The organism is Streptomyces caeni, assembly GCF_042678285.1.
GTDB lineage: Bacteria > Actinomycetota > Actinomycetes > Streptomycetales > Streptomycetaceae > Streptomyces > Streptomyces caeni.
Window position 1 is genome coordinate 24,772 of the sequence record NZ_JBHUDX010000114.1, and the last position, 17,539, is coordinate 42,310.

Below are 17,539 nucleotides of genomic sequence, written 5' to 3' on the forward strand. Positions count from 1 at the left end.
GTCAAGAGTTCCCTTCGGGAGATGCCGGCACGGGTGCCTGGAGGTCCTTCGCCTCGGGGAACCCCTCGACGTCGACGCCGCGGACCTGTGCCAGTTCGTGCTTGAGGGCGGCGAGTTCGGCACCGCCGGCCATGTGGTTGGTCAGCTCGTCCAGGCCGATCCGGTCGCGGGCGGCGGACAGTTCGAGGGTGCCCAGGCGCAGGACGCTGAAGTGGTCGCCGACCATGTAGGCGTGGTGGGGGTTGTGGGTGATGAAGATGACGCCGAGGCCGCGGTCGCGGGCGGCGGCGATGTACTTGAGGACGACGCCGGACTGCTTGACGCCGAGCGCGGCGGTGGGCTCGTCCAGGATGAGCACGCGGGCCCCGAAGTAGACGGCGCGGGCGATGGCGACGCACTGGCGCTGGCCGCCGGAGAGGGTGCCGATGGGCTGTTCCAGGTCGTCGAGGACGATGCCCATGTTGCGCAGTTCCTCGTCCGCGGTCTTCTTCATGCGGGCGATGTCGAGGCGCCGGACGGGCCAGGGCCCCTTGGTCATCTCGGAGCCGAGGAAGAAGTTGCGCCACACCGGCATGAGGGGGACGGTGGCCAGGTCCTGGTAAACGGTGGCGATGCCGCGGTCGAGTGCCTCGCGCGGGGTGGTGAAGCGCACCGGCTCGCCGTCGACGAGCACCTCGCCCTCGGTGTGCTGGTGCAGCCCGGAGATGATCTTGATCAGGGTGGACTTGCCGGCGCCGTTGTCGCCCAGGACGCAGGTGACCCGGCCCGGGTGGACGGCGAGATCGACGCCGTGCAGGGCGCGGATGTTTCCGTAGGACTTGCCCGCGCCGCGCAGTTCCACGACGGGGGCCGGGTCGGACGGGGCGGCGGCGCCGTTGTTCTCACTGAGGTCAGCGGTGGTCATGGGTGATCACCTCCGGGTCGCCGACTGGCGGACCCACAGATTGATGAGGGTGGCGCCGAGGAGCATCACGCCGAGGAACGCCTTGAACCAGTCGGGGTTCCAGCCGGCGTAGACGATGCCCTGGCTCACCATGCCGAACATGAAGGCGCCGAAGACCGGGCCGATCGCGGAGCCGTAGCCGCCGGTCAGCAGGCAGCCGCCGATGACGGCCGCCGCGATGTAGATGAGCTCCTGGCCGACGCCCTCGCCGGACTGCACGGTGTTGAAGGCGAACAGCTGGTGCATGCCGACGAACCAGGCGCCGAAGCCGACCAGCATGAACAGCGAGATCTTGGTGAAGTTCACGGGTACGCCGACGGCCCGCGCGCTGTCCTTGTTGCCGCCGACGGCGAAGACCCAGTTGCCGTACCTGGTGCGCAGCAGCACCCAGGTGGCCAGCGCCGCGAAGGCGAGCCACCACAGCACCGTGACCTTGAACTGCACGCCGCCGACGGTGAACGACGACGAGAAGACCGCCTTGGCCTGGCCGAAGCCGTCCATGTCGCTGATGTCGTCGGTGGCGACGTTGCGGGTGATCAGCTTGGTGACCGCGAGGTTGATGCCCTGCAGGCCCAGGAAGGTGCCGAGGGTGACCAGGAAGCTGGGCAGACCGGTGCGCACCATCATCCAGCCGTTGAAGGCGCCGATGGCGAGCGAGAGCACGAGCGCGACGGCGACACCCACCCAGACGTTCATGGTGAGCTGGTAGCTGACCATGCTGGCGGTGAGCGCCGAGGTGATCACGGCGACACCCGCCGACAGGTCGAACTCGCCGCCGATCATCAGGAGGGCCACGGGCAGCGCCATGATCCCGATGGTGGACGACTGGTAGAGGACGGTGGCCATCGCGCTGCCCGAGCGGAACGTCGGCGCCATGACGAAGAAGAAGACGAACACCGCGACGGCCCCGAGGAAGACGCCGACCTCGGGCCGGGCCAGCAGCCGCAGCGGGAGCGAGCGCCGCACGGTCCGCCCGTCACGCTCCCGGGGGCCGGAGGCCGGCGGTGAGGTCACCGCCGGCGCAGCCTGCTGGGTCATGGGGATCACCTGGTGCCCTTCGCGGCGAAGGCCGCGATGGCGTCGACGTTGGACTTGTCGACGAAGGCCGGGCCGGTCAGCACCGGCTGCTCGCCGCCGCCGCTGTAGTTGCCGTTGTTCTTGTAGAGCCACAGGGAGTCGATCGCGAGGTAGCCCTGCAGATAGGGCTGCTGGTCGACGGCGAACTGGATGTCGCCCTTCTTGATGGCGGCGGTCAGGTCCTTGTTGAGGTCGAAGGTGGCGACCTTCGCCTTGCTGCCCGCGTCGGACACCGACTGCACCGCGGTCAGGGCGTACGGCGCGCCGAGCGTGGCCACGTAGTCGATGGAGCTGTCCTGCTTGAGCTTGGCGCTGATCGTCGACTTCACGGACGGCATGTCGGTGCCGTTGACGTACAGGATCTGGGTCTTGCCGCCGAACGTCTTCCTCAGGCCGTCACAGCGCTGGGTGAGTCCGATGTTGCCCTGCTCCTGGATCACGCAGACGGTGTTCTTGGCGCCGAGTTCGTTGAGCCGCTTTCCGAACGCCTCCCCCGCCACGCTCTCGTCCTGCCCGAAGAACTCCATCAGTCCCAGCTTCTTCCAGTCGCTCACGCCCGAGTTCAGGCCGACCACCGGAATGCCCGCCTTCGTCGCCTTGCCCACCACGTCCTTCATGGCGTCCGGCTTGGCGAGGGTGATCGCGATGCCGTCGACCTTCTGGTCGACGGCGTTCTGGACGAAGTTGGCCTGGTTGCCCGCGTTCGGGTCGCTGGAGTAGACGAGCTTGACGTTGTCCTTCGCCGCGGCGGCCTCCGCTCCCTTGCGGACGATGTCCCAGAAGGTGTCGCCGGGCGCCTGGTGGGTGACCAGCGCGACCGTCATACGGGGAGTGCCGGCCTTGCCGGCGTCGGCGCCGGAGCCGCTCTCCTCCGCCTTCTTTCCACCCGAGCTGCTGGAGCAGCCGGCGACGAGCAGCGCGGACGCCGCGGCTATCGCGACGAGTGGGGCGACTCCGCGGAAACGGCGGGGCTGAAACGTGCGGTCCATCTGTCCTGCACCTCACTGTGCGACCGGGGAAGGGAACGGGATGGGGCTGCGTGGGCCAAAGGCCCGCGTGGGCCCCGGACATGGGAGTCCTGGCCGTGTGCCGGTGAACCGGCGGTTTCGCTGGGACCGGATACAAACCCCTGCTGCACCCGGCTGTCAATACTTTGTTAAGACATCATTTCAGAAGCAGGTCCGAATGTAAGTACAAAGTCTTGACAGGGGGTCGTCCCGCGGCCTACACCTGTGAGTCATCCGGGCCCGGATGCCCGACGTGCGGGCGGCCCGCCGCCCGCATCCCCCCGCCTGAGGAGCGACGCGCATGCCTGAGCACGTCGGACGTTTCGACCTGATCACCATGGGACGCATCGGAGTCGACCTATACCCCCTGCAGACGGGCGTGCCGCTGGCGCGCGTCGAATCCTTCGGGAAGTTCCTCGGCGGCTCGGCGGCCAACGTCGCGGTCGCTGCGGCGCGCCTCGGGCGGAGCACCGCGGTGATCACCCGGACCGGGAACGACCCCTTCGGCACCTATCTGCACCAGGCGCTGCGGGAGTTCGGCGTGGACGACCGGTTCGTCACACCGGTGGACGCCTACCCGACCCCGGTCACCTTCTGCGAGATCTTCCCGCCGGACGACTTCCCCCTCTACTTCTACCGCCGGCCCAAGGCGCCCGATCTCGAGATCCACACCGACGAGCTGGACTTCTTCGCCATCCGCGCCGCGCGCATCTTCTGGATCACCGGCACCGGCCTGAGCGAGGAGCCCAGCCGCTCGGCCACGCTCGCCGCCCTCAAGGCGCGGGACAGGGCCGGCGTCACCGTCTTCGACCTCGACTGGCGCCCGATGTTCTGGGCGGACCCCGGGGCGGCGCGGCCGCACTACGCCGAGGCGCTGCGCCACGCCACTGTGGCCGTCGGCAACCTCGACGAGTGCGAGATCGCCACCGGGGTGCGCGAACCGTGGGCCTGCGCCCGGGCGCTGCTCGACGCGGGGGTGGAACTGGCGGTCGTCAAGCAGGGCCCCGAGGGGGTGCTCGCCGTGCACCGCGACGGTACGGCGGCCGAGGTGCCGCCCGTGCCCGTGGAGGTGGTGAACGGGCTCGGCGCCGGGGACGCCTTCGGCGGCTCGCTCTGCCACGGGCTGCTGTCCGGCTGGCCCCTGGAGAAGACCGTGCGGTACGCCAACGCGGCGGGCGCGCTCGTCGCCTCCCGGCTCGCCTGCTCCTCCGCGATGCCGACCGAGCCCGAGGTCGCCGGCCTCCTCGCCCGCGGCTGACCGCCGCGCCGGGGCCCTCCCCGCCCGCGGCCGACTGCCGCCACCCCCTGAACGGAGCCTGTTGTGAGCATCAGCATCCCGGACCTCGTCACGGTGCGCGCCCGGCATCCGGAGGCCATCGCCGAGGCCGCCGCCCGCCGGATCCGCCGCCCGCTGATCGGCGACAGCGGCCGCCTCATGATCGTGGCCGCCGACCACCCCGCGCGGGGCGCCCTCGGGGTCGGCGACCGCCGCCTGGCCATGGCCAACCGCGCCGATCTGCTGGAGCGGCTGTGCACAGCGCTGTCCCGGCCCGGCGTGGACGGGGTGCTGGCCACCGCCGACATCCTGGAGGACCTGCTGCTGCTCGGCGTCCTGGACGACAAGGTTGTCATGGGGTCCATGAACCGCGGCGGCCTCGCGGGCGCGTCCTTCGAGATGGACGACCGCTTCACCGGCCAGCGCGCCGAGGACATCGAACGGCTCCGCTTCGACGCCGGGAAACTGCTGCTGCGCATCGACTACGACGACCCGGGCTCCCTGCGGACCCTGGAGGCCACGGCACGGGCCGTCGACGACATGGCCGCGCGCCGGCTGCCGCTGTTCGTCGAACCGTTCATATCGCGCCGCGTCGAGGGCCGGGTGCGCAACGACCTGAGCGCCGAGGCCGTCACCCGGTCGATCGCCATCGCCTCGGGCCTCGGCGGCACCTCCGCCTACACCTGGCTCAAGCTGCCCGTCACCGAGGACCCCGACGAGATGGCCGAGGCGCTGGAGGCGTCCACGCTGCCCGCCGTGCTCCTCGGCGGCGAGGTCGGCAGGGACCAGGAGGGCGCGTACGAGCGGTGGCGCAAGGCGCTGCGCCTGCCCACCGTTCAGGGCATGGTCGTGGGCCGGTCCCTGCTGTATCCCGCCGAGGGCGGCGTGGAGGCGGCGGTGGACACCGCGGTCGGCCTGCTGTGACAGCGCGTCCCGGAAGGGCACCATGACCATCACGCACCGCCTTCCCTCCGCCAGGTCCACCCCGGGAGCCTACGCCGTGGACGTCACACCCGACTCGTCCGGCGGGGCGCTCCCGCCCCAGGACGCCCGGACCGCCGCCGAAGGGCCGGCCCGCCACCGGCGCCGTCGGCGACCGGCCACGGCGACGGCACGCATGCGCTGCCGGGCTCCGCACGTCGCGCTCCGCGGCTCCCGCTCCGGCGGGCGCCGGGGCACCGCGCGGCGGTGCGCCGCTCCACGGCGGGGCGCGCGAGCGGGAGCCGCCCCGGAGGCCGTTGGTGACGAGGACACCCCACGGGCCCGGCCGGGCACACCACCGCAGCCCGCCCGGCCCGCGCGGCCCTCGACCCACGTCCCCGGCTCCCCCACCACCACCCCGTCCCAGTGAGGTCCCGATGAGCCAGTCCACTCACCGCCTGACCGTCGCCCAGGCACTGGTGCGCTTCCTGTCCGTGCAGTACACGGAGCGCGACGGCGTACGCCACCGGCTGATCGCCGGCACCTGGGGCATCTTCGGCCACGGCAACGTCGCGGGTATCGGCCAGGCGCTGCTGGAGGCCGGCGAGGACGCCATGCCTTTCCACCAGGGCCGCAACGAGCAGGCCATGGTGCACGCGGCCGTCGGGTACGCGCGCCGGCGCGGCCGGCTGTCCGCGCAGGCGGTCACCACATCCATCGGCCCCGGCGCCACCAACCTCGTCACCGGGGCCGCGCTCGCGACGATCAACCGCCTGCCGGTGCTTCTGCTGCCCGGCGACTACTTCGCGACACGCCCCGCGGACCCGCTGCTGCAGCAACTGGAGCACCCGGTCGAGGCCGATGTCTCCGTCAACGACACGCTGCGCCCGGTCTCCCGCCGCTTCGACCGGATCACGCGCCCGGAGATGCTGATCCCGTCCGCGCTGAGCGCCATGCGGGTCCTCAGCGACCCGGCCGAGACCGGCGCGGTCACCCTCGCCCTCCCGCAGGACGTGCAGGCGGAGGCGTACGACTGGCCGCAGGAGTTCTTCGCCCAGCGGGTCTGGCACGTGCGTCGGCCGTCCCCCGACCCGGTGGAGGTGGCGGAGGCGGTGCGCGCGGTCCGCGCCGCCGGACGGCCACTGATCGTGGCGGGCGGCGGTGTCCACCACAGCGAGGCCGAGGATGCGCTCAGGGCCCTGGCCGACGCCACCGGCATCCCGGTCGCCGCCACCCAGGCGGGCAAGGGCTCGCTGCGCCACGACCACCCGGCGGACCTCGGCGGCATCGGCCACACCGGCACCGCGGTCTGCGACGAGATCGCCCGCACCGCGGACCTGGTCATCGGCGTCGGCACCCGTTACAGCGACTTCACCACCGCCTCCGGCACCCTGTTCCAGACCCCCGGCGTGCGGTTCCTCAACCTCAACATCGCCGCCTTCGACGCCCACAAGCTCGCCGCCCGCACCCTGGTGGCCGACGCCCGGGCGGGGCTGGAGGCGCTCACCGCGGGCCTGTCGGGCCACCGCGTCGGCGAGGCGTACGAGGCGGAGTACCGCGCGGGCAAGGAGCGCTGGGAGCGGGTCGTCGAGGCCGCCTTCCGCGCGGACGACGAGAACGCGGCGCCCACCCAGACCCAGGTCCTCGGCGCCCTGGACGCGGTCGTGGGCGACGACGACGTGGTGATCAACGCGGCCGGGTCGCTCCCCGGTGACCTGCACAAGCTGTGGCGGGCCCGCTCTGCGCACCAGTACCACCTGGAGTACGGCTACTCCTGCATGGGCTACGAGATCCCGGCGGGCATCGGCGTCCAGCAGGCCGCGCCCGGCACCGTGGTGTGGTCACTCGTCGGTGACGGCACCTATCTGATGATGCCCACCGAGATCGTCACCGCGGTCCAGGAGCGCCTGCCCGTCAACCTGGTCCTCATCCAGAACCACGGCTACGCCTCCATCGGCGGCCTGTCCGAGGAGACCGGCGGCGAGCGCTTCGGCACCGCCTACCGCTACCGGGCCGCCGACGGCTCCTTCACCGGTGCCCCCCTCCCGGTGGACCTGGCCGCCAACGCCGCCAGCCTCGGGATGGACGTCATGCGCGCCAAGACCGTACGGGAACTGCGCGACGCCCTCACCGCGGCGCGCGTCTCGGACCGGCCGACCTGCGTCCATGTAGAGACCGACCCGGCGCCCACCGCCCCGCCCGCCGAGGCCTGGTGGGACGTGCCCGTCGCCGAGGTCGCCTCCCGCGAGGCGGCCCGGACCGCCCGGGAGAAGTACGACCGGCACGTCTCCGGGCGCCGGCGCCACCTCTGACCGCGCACCGGCGGCGATCGGACACGGCGTGCCGGGCCCGGACGGTCCGGTGGGCGACGCCGTCGGCCTCGCGCGGAGCGGCAGGCGTCCGCGGAGGTCGCGGCCACGCCCGGGGTCGCCGGGGGCGGCGTGCGACGGGCTGCGCCGGATGACGCGGGACGCCGGCGTCACGCCGCACAGCGCATGTCCACCGCGCCTCGCACGACGTCTTTGGCTTCCGGCCTCCGGTTTCTCGTGCGTCCCCGGCTCAGGCCAGGTCCACCCGGGTACGTCCCTCGGCGGAGCGGCTCATCGCGTCCAGCGTGGTGGCACTGCGCACGGCGTCGTCGAGGGTGGCCCCGTGGGCGGTGCCTTCCGCGACGGAGCGCAGGAAGTGGTGGGCCTCGATGACCTTGAGGTCGTCATAGCTCATGCCGCCTGCCGAGCCGGGCTGGAAGGCGGCGTACTCGCCGTGGCCGGACGGCCGCCTCAACCGCCGCCTGGGCGAGGACCTCACCCGCACCTTCACGGACCTCGGGGTCGACGGCCTGGTCGCCGTCGGCACGCTGCCGCCCTCCGAGGCCCTGCGCACCGCTGCCGCCTCCGTCCCCACCGTCGTCGCGGGAGCCCGGGAACCGGTGCTGCCCGCGGTCGACATCGTCGCGGGCGACGACGAGCACGGCGCCCGCCTCGCCACCGAGCACCTCATCGCCCTCGGCCACCGCCGCATCGCCCACCTCGCCGGACAGGGCGTCGTCGGTGACCTGCGCCGGCGCGGCTTCGAGTCGGTGATGCGCGAGCACGGGCTGGAGTCCACCGCGACCGTGGAACAGGGCGGCCCGACCGAGGAGGGCGGCCACCGGGCCGCGGTCCGCCTCCTCAGCGCCCGCGAACGCCCCACCGCCGTCTTCGCGTTCAACGACATCGCGTGCGTCGGCGCCCTGTCGGCGGCCGGCGGTCTCGGGCTGCGGGTGCCGCGCGACCTCTCCCTCGTCGGCTACGACAACACCTCGCTCTCGCGCCTGCGGCACCTGTGGCTCACGACGGTGGACAACGGCGGCCACGACGTCGGCCGCCGCGCCGCGCAGTGCCTGCTCGACCGGATCGACGACCCGGACCGCCCCGCGGAGCTGGTACTCACCACGCCCGCGCTGGAGGTCAGGGGGACGACGGCGGCACCCGGAAACGGGTGACCCCGCCTCCCGCCGCACGCCCTCGCGGGATCCGCACCCGCCCCTCGCACCGGGCACCCGGGACGGACGGAAGGCCGGCCGACCGCGTTGCGCCGGGGACGCCGGACACCGGCCGCACGCTCCGCCCGCCGCGCCGTCGCAGGCCGAGAGGCCGGGGCGCGCGCCCGCGGTCAGTCCTCATGGCCGAGTTGCAGGTCCCGTTCCGTCCGTCCGCCGCCCGCCACCTGCAACACCGTGGCCACCGGGGGGTACCCCGCCGCGATGACGGTGTACTCGCCGGAGGACAGGTCGACGAACCGGAACGTTCCGTCGGGACCCGTGGTGAGCGTGTCGACGACGTTTCCCGCGGCGTCCAGCAGCGTCACGCGCGCGTCCTCGACGGGCCGGCCGCCCCCGGCGCGCACGGTGCCGCGCAGCACGGCGCCGCCCGCGAGTTCGACGTCCTGCCGGGTCTCGCGGGCGGCCTGCACGGTCACGGGCAGCGCGGCCGGGCGGAAGGCGGGCGCGCTGGCGGCCAGCGTGTACTCCCCGGCCACCAGTTCGGTGATGACATAGCCTCCCTCGCGCCCGCTGCGCGTGGCCGCGACCACCTCTCCGTGCACGTTGGTGAGCGTGACGGTGGCGTCGCGCACGGGCGTGCCGTCCGCCGTCAGCACGCTCCCCGCGAGCCGCCCGGCGCCGCCGAGCACGACGTCCAGCTCCACCGGGCGCTCCCCGACGGTCACCGAGACCGCCTGCGGCTGGTGGCCGCCGGCCGCGGCGATCAGGACGTACGCCCCGGATCCGGGGGTGGACAGGGCGTACCGGCCGTCCTCGCCGCTCGCGCCCCGCCCGATCTGCTGCCCCGCGACGTCGATGAGGGTGAGCGCGGCGCGGGGCACGACGGTGCCGTCGGGGTGCTGGACCGTGCCGCACACGGGCACTCCCGCGGGGTACGGCGAACGCGCCTGCGGGATCTGGGCCGTGAGCGGGGACTCGACGGGGGCGTTGTGGGACACCAGCGGTTTCTCCTTGAGGAAGAAGGCGATGAGCAGGCCGGCGACGAGCACCGGTACGAGCCAGAGGAAGATGCGCGGCATGGCGTCGGCGTACGCCTCGATGTACGCGCCGCGCAGCGGCGGGGGCAGCGTGTGGACGAGCTGCGGGGTGATGGACTCGGGGTCGGGCAGGGCGGCACCCGCTCGCCGGGAAAGCCGCCGCTCCAGCGCGTCGGAGAGCCGGCCCGCGAACAGGGTGCCGAAGACGGCGGCGCCCACGCTGCCGCCGATCTGCCGGAAGTAGGTGTTGGCGCTGGTCGCGGTGCCCAGGTCGGCGGGGCGCACGGAGTTCTGCACGGCGAGGATGAGGACGGGCATCGCCAGACCGATGCCGACGCCGAGGACGGCCATCCACACGCTGTACTGCAACCGCGGTGTGTCCATGTCGAGCCGGGACAGCAGCCACATTCCGACGGCGGCCAGGGCGCTGCCGAGGACCGGGAACACCTTGTAGCGGCCGGTGCGGCTGACCAGTTGCCCGGAGACGACCGAGGCCCCGACGATCCCGGCCATCATCGGCAGCATCAGCAGCCCGGACCCGGTGGCGCTGGCCCCGTCGACCATCTGCAGGAAGGTGGGGAGGTAGCTGGCGGCGCCGAACAGCGCGACGCCGATGACCAGGCCCAGCAGGGCGGTGACGGTGAAGACCGGATCCCGGAACAGGCGCAGGGGGATGAGGGGTTCGGGCGCGAACCGCTCGACGACGAGGAAGAGGACGCTCGCGAGGGCCGCGCCGGCAACCAGCCCCAGGATGACCCGCGAGCCCCAGGCGTACTCGGAGCCGCCCCAACTGGTCAGCAGGACAAGACAGGTCGACGCGGCGGCCAGCAGCAGGGTGCCGAGCACGTCGAGTCGGGCCTTCGTGGAAGGCTTCGGCAGTTTCAGCACGACGGCGACGACGGCCAGGGTGAGCAGGCCGAAGGGCACGTTGACGTAGAAGCACCAGCGCCAGGAGAGGTGGTCGGTGAAGTAGCCGCCGAGCAGCGGCCCGGCGACGGAGGCGAGGCCGAAGACGGCGCCGATCACACCCATGTACCGGCCGCGTTCGCGGGGCGGCACGACGTCCGCGATGATCGCCTGCACGCCGATCAGAAGACCGCCTGCGCCGACGCCCTGGACGGCCCGGAAGGCGATCAACTGGTCCATGGTCTGCGCCCGTCCGGCGAGCGCCGAGCCGACGACGAAGACGGCGATGGCGAACTGGAAGACGCCCTTGCGGCCGAAGAGGTCACCGCACTTGCCGTAGACCGGCAGTCCCACGGTGGAGGTCAGCAGATAGGCGGTGATCGCCCAGGACATCCGGTCCAGGCCGTGCAGTTCACCGACGATCTTCGGGAGCGCGGTAGCGACGATCATCTGCTCGAGGGCGGCGAGCAGCAGCGCGAGCATGAGGCCCACGAAGACCAGACGCACCCGGCGGGGGGTGAGCGCCGGCTGCTCCTCGGTACCGGCCGGCTGCTGAGGCGCGTCCGGGACCACGGGCGGCACGACCCGCTCGCTGTCCACGTCCACCACAGTCGTCCCGCCCACGTACCGCTCCCCTCGTCGCGCCTGCGCCGCCCATTTCTCGCATTGCGCGACAACTGGGAGCAAGCGCGACGAGTTGCTCGGCGGCCGGTCCGCGCGGAGGTATGCGCCGGTCGGAGCCCTACGGCGTACAACCGCGTCGTACGTGAAAACCACTCGAAACGGTGAGCTTGAGAATCGGCCGGACGACTGACGAGGTGCGCTCCGGGGCTCGGGGCAGGGGCTCCGCGCCCCCGGAGCGCGGGAGGAGCCGTGACGGTGCCTCAGGTCCGTGCTCCCGGGGGCTACTTCTTCATCTCGGCGGCCAGCTTGGCGAGGACCTCGTCGTAGATCCGGGCAAGGCCCCTGGGGGCGAACGTCCGCTCGAAGAAGCCGCCGATGCCGCCCGCGCCGTTCCAGACGGTGGTGACGACGACGCGGCAACTGCCCTCGCCGGCCGGGGTGACCCGCCAGGTGGTGACCATGGAGGAGTTGCGGTCCTTCTCGACGAGGTCGCCCTCGGTCGGCTCGCTGACCTCCATGAGGCAGTCACGCACGCGCTTACTGGTGGCCTGGAGCTTCCAGTGCACGACGGTGCCCTCGCCGTCGCCGCCCTCACGCACCTCGTACTCGCTGAAGTGCTCGGACAGCAGCTTCGCGCGGGTGCCGCCGTAATCCGCGAGAGCGTCGAACACGTCGTCCGCCTCCGCCGCGATGACCCGCTCCGTCGTGGCCTCGACCTGCGCCATGGCCTCCCTCTTCCTTGTGCGTGTGATGGGGGTGTGCGCCATCCCATCACACCCGGGACCGCGGTCATGGAGGGACTGGGACATCGGGGGTCCACGGCGCGCACGACGGCGCGCGCCGCGGCCTCTCACCCCTGCTGACCGGCCGGGATCCGCAGGGCGAGTACGGCCACATCGTCGTCGAACACCTGGCCGTGCCGCGCGACCAGTTCCGCGCACAGCCGGCTCGGGGGTGCCGTGGACAGACGGGCGGCCTCGCCGGCCAGGGCGGCCAGGCCCGTGTCGATGTCCTGTCCTCGGCGCTCCACCAGCCCGTCGGTGAACAGCAGCAGGGTGCTGCCCGGCGGGAGCGGGTGCTCGTGGTCGGACCTGGGCACTGAGGGATCGACCCCCACGGGGATCCCATGGGGGGTGGGGGCGAGGTAGGTGCCGGTGCCCTCGGCGCCGATCAGCAGCGGCGGGGGGTGCCCGGCGTTGCTCCAGCGGAAGGTGTACTCCCCCTGCCTGCGCTCGATGCGGCCCAGCACCAGGGTGGCCGTGGGGGGGTCGTCGAACATCGTCAGGGCGCGGTCGAGTTTCGACACGATCAGACCGGACGGCCCACCCCGGTCGTAGGCCAGAGCCCGCAGCATGTTGCGGATCTGGCCCATGACGGGCGCGACCTCGACGTCGTGACCGGTGACGTCTCCGATCACCACGCAGACGGCACCGTCCGGCAGCACCAGGGCGTCGTACCAGTCCCCACCGAGCCGGGGCAGTTCGGAGGCCGGCTGGTAGTGGCTCGCCACCTCGATGGGCCGCAGATCGGGCAGGACGGGCAGCATGCGGCGCTGGAACTGCTCGGCGGCACGCTTGACGCGCTCGTACAGGCGGGCGTTCTCGATGCTGACGCTCGCGGCGCTGGCCAGCGCGGTCAGCAAGGCCTCGTCGTCGTCGGTGAACGGTGTCCCGTCGTGTTTGTCCGCCAGGTAGAGATTGCCGTACACGGTGCCGCGGACCATCAGCGGAACGCCCAGGAGCGTCCGCATGACCGGGTGGCCGGGCGGGAAGCCGACCGAGCGGGGGTCGGCGGTGATCTCGTCGACCCGCAGGGACTTGCGCCGGGCGATCAGGCTGCCCAGCAGACCGTGGCTCTGAGGAAGACCCAGGTCGGCCTTCAGCCGCTCGCCGTCGTCCACGCCCACGGTGAGCAGGTCGACGAACACCCCGCTCTCCCCGAGGACGCCCAGGGCGCCGTAGCGCGCGGCGACGAGGTCGGTGGCCGCGTCCACGATGCGCTCCAGCACGGCCCGGCTGTCCATGTCGGCGCTGATCGCCACCACCGCGTCCAGCAGCCGTCGCATACGGTGCTGTCCAAGGGCCAACTGACTTATCTGGGCGCTCAGTTCCTCCAGCGACACACCGCCGGGCAGCCGTCCGGCCTCTTTGAGCGCGGCGACCACCCGCCCGGCCACGTCCTCCGGCCGCCGCGGATCATCCGGCATGTGGGCACCTCCCGGGACGTCGGGAGCCCGCTGCCGCACGCCCCTCCGTCACGGCCACCCTACGCGGACGACGGGCGCGAAGCGCGCGATCACACGGCACGCCGCCGCAGCCGGGGGCGCGGCGGATCCGCCCGGGTTCCGGGCTCCGCGGCGGCAAGCGGCAAGCGGCAAGCGCACAACCGCGTCGACGCGCCCTTCATCGCGCCCGGATGCGGCGGGCGCGATGAGGGGCGTCCGCGAACCGGCCCGGGACAAAAGCGGGGCCGCCAGGAGTGTCAGCCCTCGCCCTGCCGCGGCAGGGCGGCGATCAGGGGGTGGTCGCGCTCGACCACGCCCAGCTCGGCCGCTCCGCCGGGCGATCCGAGGCCGTCGAAGAACTCCGCGTTCGCCTTGGTGTAGTCCGTCCACTCGTCCGGCACGTCGTCCTCGTAGAAGATCGCCTCCACGGGGCAGACCGGCTCGCACGCGCCGCAGTCGACGCATTCGTCCGGATGGATGTACAAGGACCGCTGCCCCTCGTAGATGCAGTCCACAGGGCATTCCTCGACGCACGCCCGGTCCTTCACGTCGGCACATGGCTGCGCGATCACATACGTCATGGTCCGCTCCTCCCCTCGGCCCCTCGGGCGGGTGCTCTCAGGGCGGGGTTTTTTACGAATACTACATGTAATAATAGGGGTCGCCGGTGCGGGAAGAGCGGGAAGGAAAGAGCCGTGACACCGTCCGAGATCCCCGTGCGGGCCGCCGGGACCGGCCCGGGCGAACCGCCCGAGGACAACGTGCCCGCGGCCCCGGTCCCGCTGCCCCTGTGCGACGTCCGGGCCCCGACCGAGCCGGCCGGCAACCCGGCCGGAGCCCTGTGGAAGCTGGCCGAGGACGGACGCCAGCTCGACGCGAACCTCATCCATCTGCCACCCGGGCAGCGCGTGGGCAGCCACGCCGAGCCGGACCTGGACGTTCTTCTGCTGGTCGTGGCCGGCGACGGCGTCCTCGACACCGCCCAGGGGCGGCAGCGCCTCGCGGAAGGGGCCCTGTTCTGGCTGCCCCACGGGTCCTCCCGCAGCCTGAGCGCGGGCGAGGGCGGCCTGTCCTACCTGACCGTCCACCGTCGCCGCCCCGGCATGCAGATCCGCCGCCCGGACCGGACCGCCGTGCGGCCCCCGCAGCCGGGGACCGGCTGAGCCCTCGGGGGCTCAGCCCGGCGGGGCGAGGACGTCCACCCCGGGCGCCGGCCCGGCGTCGGGCCGGTGAGCCGTCCGGGCACCGGCCGGTGACCGCGGGCCGGTGAGGCACTCCTCGAAGAAGGCGAGGGCGCGCAGGTGGTACGCGCGGGCCGCCCATCCCAGGCTGATGTTGTGGCCCGCGCCCGGCTGCTGCTCGACACGGACGACGGGGGCCGAGGCGAGCAGCGAGGTGATCTCGGCGATGTCCCGCTCCCCGTGCAGCCACCACGCCTCGTGCTCGGCGAAGGTCAGCCGCACGGGGGCGGAAACGCGGGGCGCCAGTTCCTCGAAGACCCCCGTCCAGTGGGGGATCCCGCTCGCCTCGCGGGCCGGCATGGGGGCCACCACGGCACCGATCTCGCGAAACGTCTCCGGCGGATACAGCCGCAGCGGCCCCCAGTTGCGCCCCCAGTGCGCACCGCTGCGGATCCGGCGCAGGTCGTCCGGCCCGGCGTCGTAGCGGTGACCGCAGCCCGACACGTCCACCGCGAGCGGCCCGGCACCGCGTGCGGCGGCCATGAGGGCAAGTTTGCCGCCGTAGGAGTGCGCCAGCAGGACATAGCCGGCACCGGTGGCGTACCGCGCGGCGAACCCCTCCATGGCCGCCTCCAGCACCACGGCCTGTTCGGCGAGGGTCTGTCCGTCGGGGAGTTGCCGGGCGGACAGACCATAACCGGGCCGGTCCACCGCGAGCACCGTGAAGCCGAGGCGTGCGCCGAGCGTGAGCAGGGACAGATCGGGGTGGGCCTGCCCGTCGAAGTAACCCGCCGTCATACCGCCGCCGTGCACGGCCAGCACGGTGGCGCGCGGTTCCGCGTCGGGCGGCTCGGCGAGCAGACAGGACAGCGTGACACCCGCGGCCTCCAGAGTGAGGCGGCGCACACCGGCGGACAGGGTCTGCGGCGGTTTCGGCTTCTGCATGCGTCCGTCATGTCACAGTCCGCGGCACCCGGGTGCGGGACGCGCCGACGGGGGCGGCCGTGACACCCTGACGCTCGAACTACTGATCGAATTCTCTATCGCGATCAAGGGAACGTGTGTTCTCTTCTATGGCCCAGTGCTACCGAGGAGGCGCCCATGCGCTGGGACCATCTGACCGAGAACCCCGCCACGGTCCGCAACGCCGCGCTGTTCGACGCGGACGCGGTGACCACCCGCACCTTCGACACCCCGGAGTTCCGGGGGATCACCTTCCACGAGGTGCGGGCCCGCTCGATCGTGAACCGGGTGCCGGGCGCCTCCCGCATGCCGTTCGAGTGGACGGTCAACCCCTACCGGGGCTGCACGCACGCCTGCCTATACTGCAACCCATGCCCCTATTTAGCAAGGGCGCTACATACGAGCGCATCAGCAAGGCCGACGACGGCGACGAAGACGGTGTGATCCGCCAGGGCGAGGACACTGCGGAACTCGCAAGACAGCGCGGGATCCCCATCGGGGACCGACGCTTCCGGGACAACGACCGGTCAGCGACGCACGGCAAGCACCGCCCCGACTACGAGCGCCTCATGGCCGCCGTGCAGCGCGGCGAGGTGGACGTCATCATCGTCTACATGCTGGGCCGCTTGTGGAGGAACCGGCGAGAGCGCGCCGAAGGCTTGGAACTCCTCCGCAAGCACGAGGTGTCGATCCTGTGCGTGAAGGGCCCGGAGTTGGACCTCACAACCGCCTCGGGTCGCCTCCTGGCCGGGCTGCTGGGCGAGGTCGACACCTTCGAGGTGGAACAGATGTCCGAGCGAGAACAGCGTGAGATGCGGCAGCGCGTCGAGCGGGGCGAGCCCCCAACCGGGCCACGGTGCTTCGGATACACGGCGGACGGCATGGAGCTGGTGCCCGCGGAGGCGTCCGAGGTCGAAGCGTGCTTTCACGCGCTGCTCGCCGGCGCCACGCTCTCCGGCATCGCCGCCGACCTCAACAAGCGAGGCATCCTCAACCGGAACGGCAAGGCGTGGTCGCACAACGCCGTGCGCGGCATGCTTCTGAACGAGCGGTACGCCGGAATCCGGCACTACCGCGGCGCTCCGTATCCCGGCAAGTGGCCCGCGGTCGTCGACGAAGTCGTATGGCGATCGGCCGTGACCATCCTGACGGACGGGGATCGCAAGACAAGCCCAGGACCCGCCCGCAAGTGGCTCCTGTCCGGCCTCGCGCTCTGCGGAGTGTGCATGGACGGCACGAAGGTCACCAGCGCGCAGCGCGGCTACAGGGACCGCCCGTCGGAGCGCGTCTACAAGTGCTCCGGAGGCGTGAAGCATCTCCAGCGCAAGGCCGACCCGATAGACACCCTGATCGCCGGCACGGACCGGTCCTTGATCCCTGACACCAACCGGCGAAAGCCGTACGGCGTGGTGATCCAGCGTCTCGCGCGGCCGGACGCTGCGGATCTGCTGCTGAGCGAGGACGTGCCGGAGCTGAGGGAGTTCCAGCGGAAGGCGACCACGCTCCGGGCGAAGCTCGACGAGAACCAGGACGACTACGACAACGACCGCAAGACCAGAAAGCAGTACCTCGACAGCAATGAGCGGCTCCGGGCGAGGCTGGATGAGGTCGAGGCGCAGATGACGCACCCGCAGCGAGCCTTCGTGCTCAAGGACTTGATCCCGGGGTCCGATATCGCGGGTGCCGTGCAGCGTGCGGACTTCGTTGCGAGGGCGTGGGACGCTCTTCCCTTGGACCGGCGGCGGGCTGTGGTCGACACGCTCATGAAGATCACGCTCCTACCTGGCAAGGCAGGAAGGCGTCCGTTCGATCCCACCACGGTACGGATCGACTGGCACTAGGTCCTGTCTGGAGTTCGGATCAGGAGTTTGGTAGATCGCCTGCGCGCGGGGGCTT

At 72.1% G+C, this 17,539-nt stretch carries 13 protein-coding genes and 3 pseudogenes; 7 read left to right on the forward strand and 9 right to left on the reverse strand.

Going from position 1 to position 17,539, the window contains the following annotated elements; genetic code table 11:
- Nucleotide 1 precedes the first annotated feature (1 nt).
- From ACFSL4_RS34155 to ACFSL4_RS34165, 3 genes are read right to left on the reverse strand one after another with little or no spacing between them, the layout of a single operon-like run.
- Complete coding sequence (locus ACFSL4_RS34155) at nt 2-904, reverse strand: ATP-binding cassette domain-containing protein (protein ID WP_381091576.1); 903 nt, start codon at nt 902-904, stop codon at nt 2-4.
- A 6-nt stretch (nt 905-910) separates the two neighbouring features.
- Nucleotides 911-1,987: an ABC transporter permease gene (locus ACFSL4_RS34160; RefSeq protein WP_381091602.1), complete on the reverse strand. Its 1,077-nt coding sequence runs from the start codon at nt 1,985-1,987 to the stop codon at nt 911-913.
- The gene (locus ACFSL4_RS34165) at nt 1,987-3,009 is read right to left on the reverse strand and encodes a sugar ABC transporter substrate-binding protein (RefSeq protein ID WP_381091578.1); all 1,023 of its coding nucleotides are present in this window, start codon (nt 3,007-3,009) and stop codon (nt 1,987-1,989) included. The genes ACFSL4_RS34160 and ACFSL4_RS34165 overlap by 1 nt, the downstream gene beginning before the upstream one ends.
- 319 nt (nt 3,010-3,328) lie before the next feature.
- On the opposite strand from ACFSL4_RS34165, the gene iolC reads away from it, so the two are divergent.
- From iolC to iolD, 3 genes are all read left to right on the forward strand, one after another.
- Nucleotides 3,329-4,285, forward strand: coding sequence for a 5-dehydro-2-deoxygluconokinase (gene iolC / locus ACFSL4_RS34170; RefSeq protein ID WP_381091580.1), 957 nt, complete (start codon nt 3,329-3,331; stop codon nt 4,283-4,285).
- A 63-nt stretch (nt 4,286-4,348) separates the two neighbouring features.
- Complete coding sequence (locus ACFSL4_RS34175) at nt 4,349-5,227, forward strand: Cgl0159 family (beta/alpha)8-fold protein (RefSeq protein ID WP_381091582.1); 879 nt, start codon at nt 4,349-4,351, stop codon at nt 5,225-5,227.
- Nucleotides 5,228-5,661: 434 nt separating this feature from the next.
- Entirely contained in the window at nt 5,662-7,536 is a 1,875-nt protein-coding gene (iolD, locus tag ACFSL4_RS34180) for a 3D-(3,5/4)-trihydroxycyclohexane-1,2-dione acylhydrolase (decyclizing) (RefSeq protein WP_381091584.1), read from the forward strand.
- Between the two features lie 247 nt (nt 7,537-7,783).
- Here iolD and ACFSL4_RS34185 read toward each other — a convergent pair.
- Nucleotides 7,784-7,993: pseudogene (locus ACFSL4_RS34185) on the reverse strand (Gfo/Idh/MocA family protein); the annotation flags it as partial.
- Nucleotide 7,994: 1 nt separating this feature from the next.
- Here ACFSL4_RS34185 and ACFSL4_RS34190 point away from each other — a divergent pair.
- A pseudogene (locus ACFSL4_RS34190) lies at nt 7,995-8,708 on the forward strand (LacI family DNA-binding transcriptional regulator); the annotation flags it as partial.
- Between the two features lie 170 nt (nt 8,709-8,878).
- Here the strand turns inward: ACFSL4_RS34190 and ACFSL4_RS34195 are convergent.
- From ACFSL4_RS34195 to fdxA, 4 genes are all read right to left on the reverse strand, one after another.
- Complete coding sequence (locus tag ACFSL4_RS34195; protein ID WP_381091586.1) at nt 8,879-11,275, reverse strand: MFS transporter; 2,397 nt, start codon at nt 11,273-11,275, stop codon at nt 8,879-8,881.
- Between the two features lie 281 nt (nt 11,276-11,556).
- Entirely contained in the window at nt 11,557-12,000 is a 444-nt protein-coding gene (locus ACFSL4_RS34200) for an SRPBCC family protein (protein WP_381091588.1), read from the reverse strand.
- Nucleotides 12,001-12,125: 125 nt separating this feature from the next.
- Nucleotides 12,126-13,481, reverse strand: a complete 1,356-nt coding sequence (locus tag ACFSL4_RS34205) for a PP2C family protein-serine/threonine phosphatase (protein WP_381091590.1) — start codon at nt 13,479-13,481, stop codon at nt 12,126-12,128.
- A 275-nt stretch (nt 13,482-13,756) separates the two neighbouring features.
- The gene (fdxA, locus tag ACFSL4_RS34210; protein ID WP_381091592.1) at nt 13,757-14,080 is read right to left on the reverse strand and encodes a ferredoxin; all 324 of its coding nucleotides are present in this window, start codon (nt 14,078-14,080) and stop codon (nt 13,757-13,759) included.
- A gap of 114 nt (nt 14,081-14,194) precedes the next feature.
- Between fdxA and ACFSL4_RS34215 the strand changes: the two genes are divergently transcribed.
- On the forward strand, nt 14,195-14,662 hold the full coding sequence (locus ACFSL4_RS34215) for a cupin domain-containing protein (protein ID WP_381091594.1): 468 nt from the start codon (nt 14,195-14,197) through the stop codon (nt 14,660-14,662).
- 12 nt (nt 14,663-14,674) lie between these two features.
- Here ACFSL4_RS34215 and ACFSL4_RS34220 read toward each other — a convergent pair whose 3' ends face one another.
- Nucleotides 14,675-15,625 carry an alpha/beta hydrolase gene (locus tag ACFSL4_RS34220; protein WP_381091596.1) on the reverse strand — a complete coding sequence of 317 codons (951 nt, stop codon included), beginning with the start codon at nt 15,623-15,625 and terminating at the stop codon, nt 14,675-14,677.
- A 156-nt stretch (nt 15,626-15,781) separates the two neighbouring features.
- Between ACFSL4_RS34220 and ACFSL4_RS34225 the strand changes: the two are divergent.
- A pseudogene (locus ACFSL4_RS34225) lies at nt 15,782-16,009 on the forward strand (Rv2578c family radical SAM protein); the annotation flags it as partial.
- Between the two features lie 5 nt (nt 16,010-16,014).
- Nucleotides 16,015-17,484: a recombinase family protein gene (locus ACFSL4_RS34230; protein WP_381091598.1), complete on the forward strand. Its 1,470-nt coding sequence runs from the start codon at nt 16,015-16,017 to the stop codon at nt 17,482-17,484.
- The last annotated feature ends 55 nt before the right edge of the window (nt 17,485-17,539 follow it).

Excerpts from the sequence above, each read along its gene's own strand:
- ACFSL4_RS34220 (WP_381091596.1), bottom strand. The coding sequence starts at position 15,625 with ATGCAGAAGCCGAAACCGCCGCAGACCCTGTCCGCCGGTGTGCGCCGC.
- iolD (WP_381091584.1), top strand. The coding sequence starts at position 5,662 with ATGAGCCAGTCCACTCACCGCCTGACCGTCGCCCAGGCACTGGTGCGC.
- ACFSL4_RS34205 (WP_381091590.1), bottom strand. The coding sequence starts at position 13,481 with ATGCCGGATGATCCGCGGCGGCCGGAGGACGTGGCCGGGCGGGTGGTC.
- ACFSL4_RS34165 (WP_381091578.1), bottom strand. The coding sequence starts at position 3,009 with ATGGACCGCACGTTTCAGCCCCGCCGTTTCCGCGGAGTCGCCCCACTC.
- ACFSL4_RS34200 (WP_381091588.1), bottom strand. The coding sequence starts at position 12,000 with ATGGCGCAGGTCGAGGCCACGACGGAGCGGGTCATCGCGGCGGAGGCG.
- ACFSL4_RS34155 (WP_381091576.1), bottom strand. The coding sequence starts at position 904 with ATGACCACCGCTGACCTCAGTGAGAACAACGGCGCCGCCGCCCCGTCC.
- ACFSL4_RS34230 (WP_381091598.1), top strand. The coding sequence starts at position 16,015 with ATGCCCCTATTTAGCAAGGGCGCTACATACGAGCGCATCAGCAAGGCC.
- fdxA (WP_381091592.1), bottom strand. The coding sequence starts at position 14,080 with ATGACGTATGTGATCGCGCAGCCATGTGCCGACGTGAAGGACCGGGCG.
- iolC (WP_381091580.1), top strand. The coding sequence starts at position 3,329 with ATGCCTGAGCACGTCGGACGTTTCGACCTGATCACCATGGGACGCATC.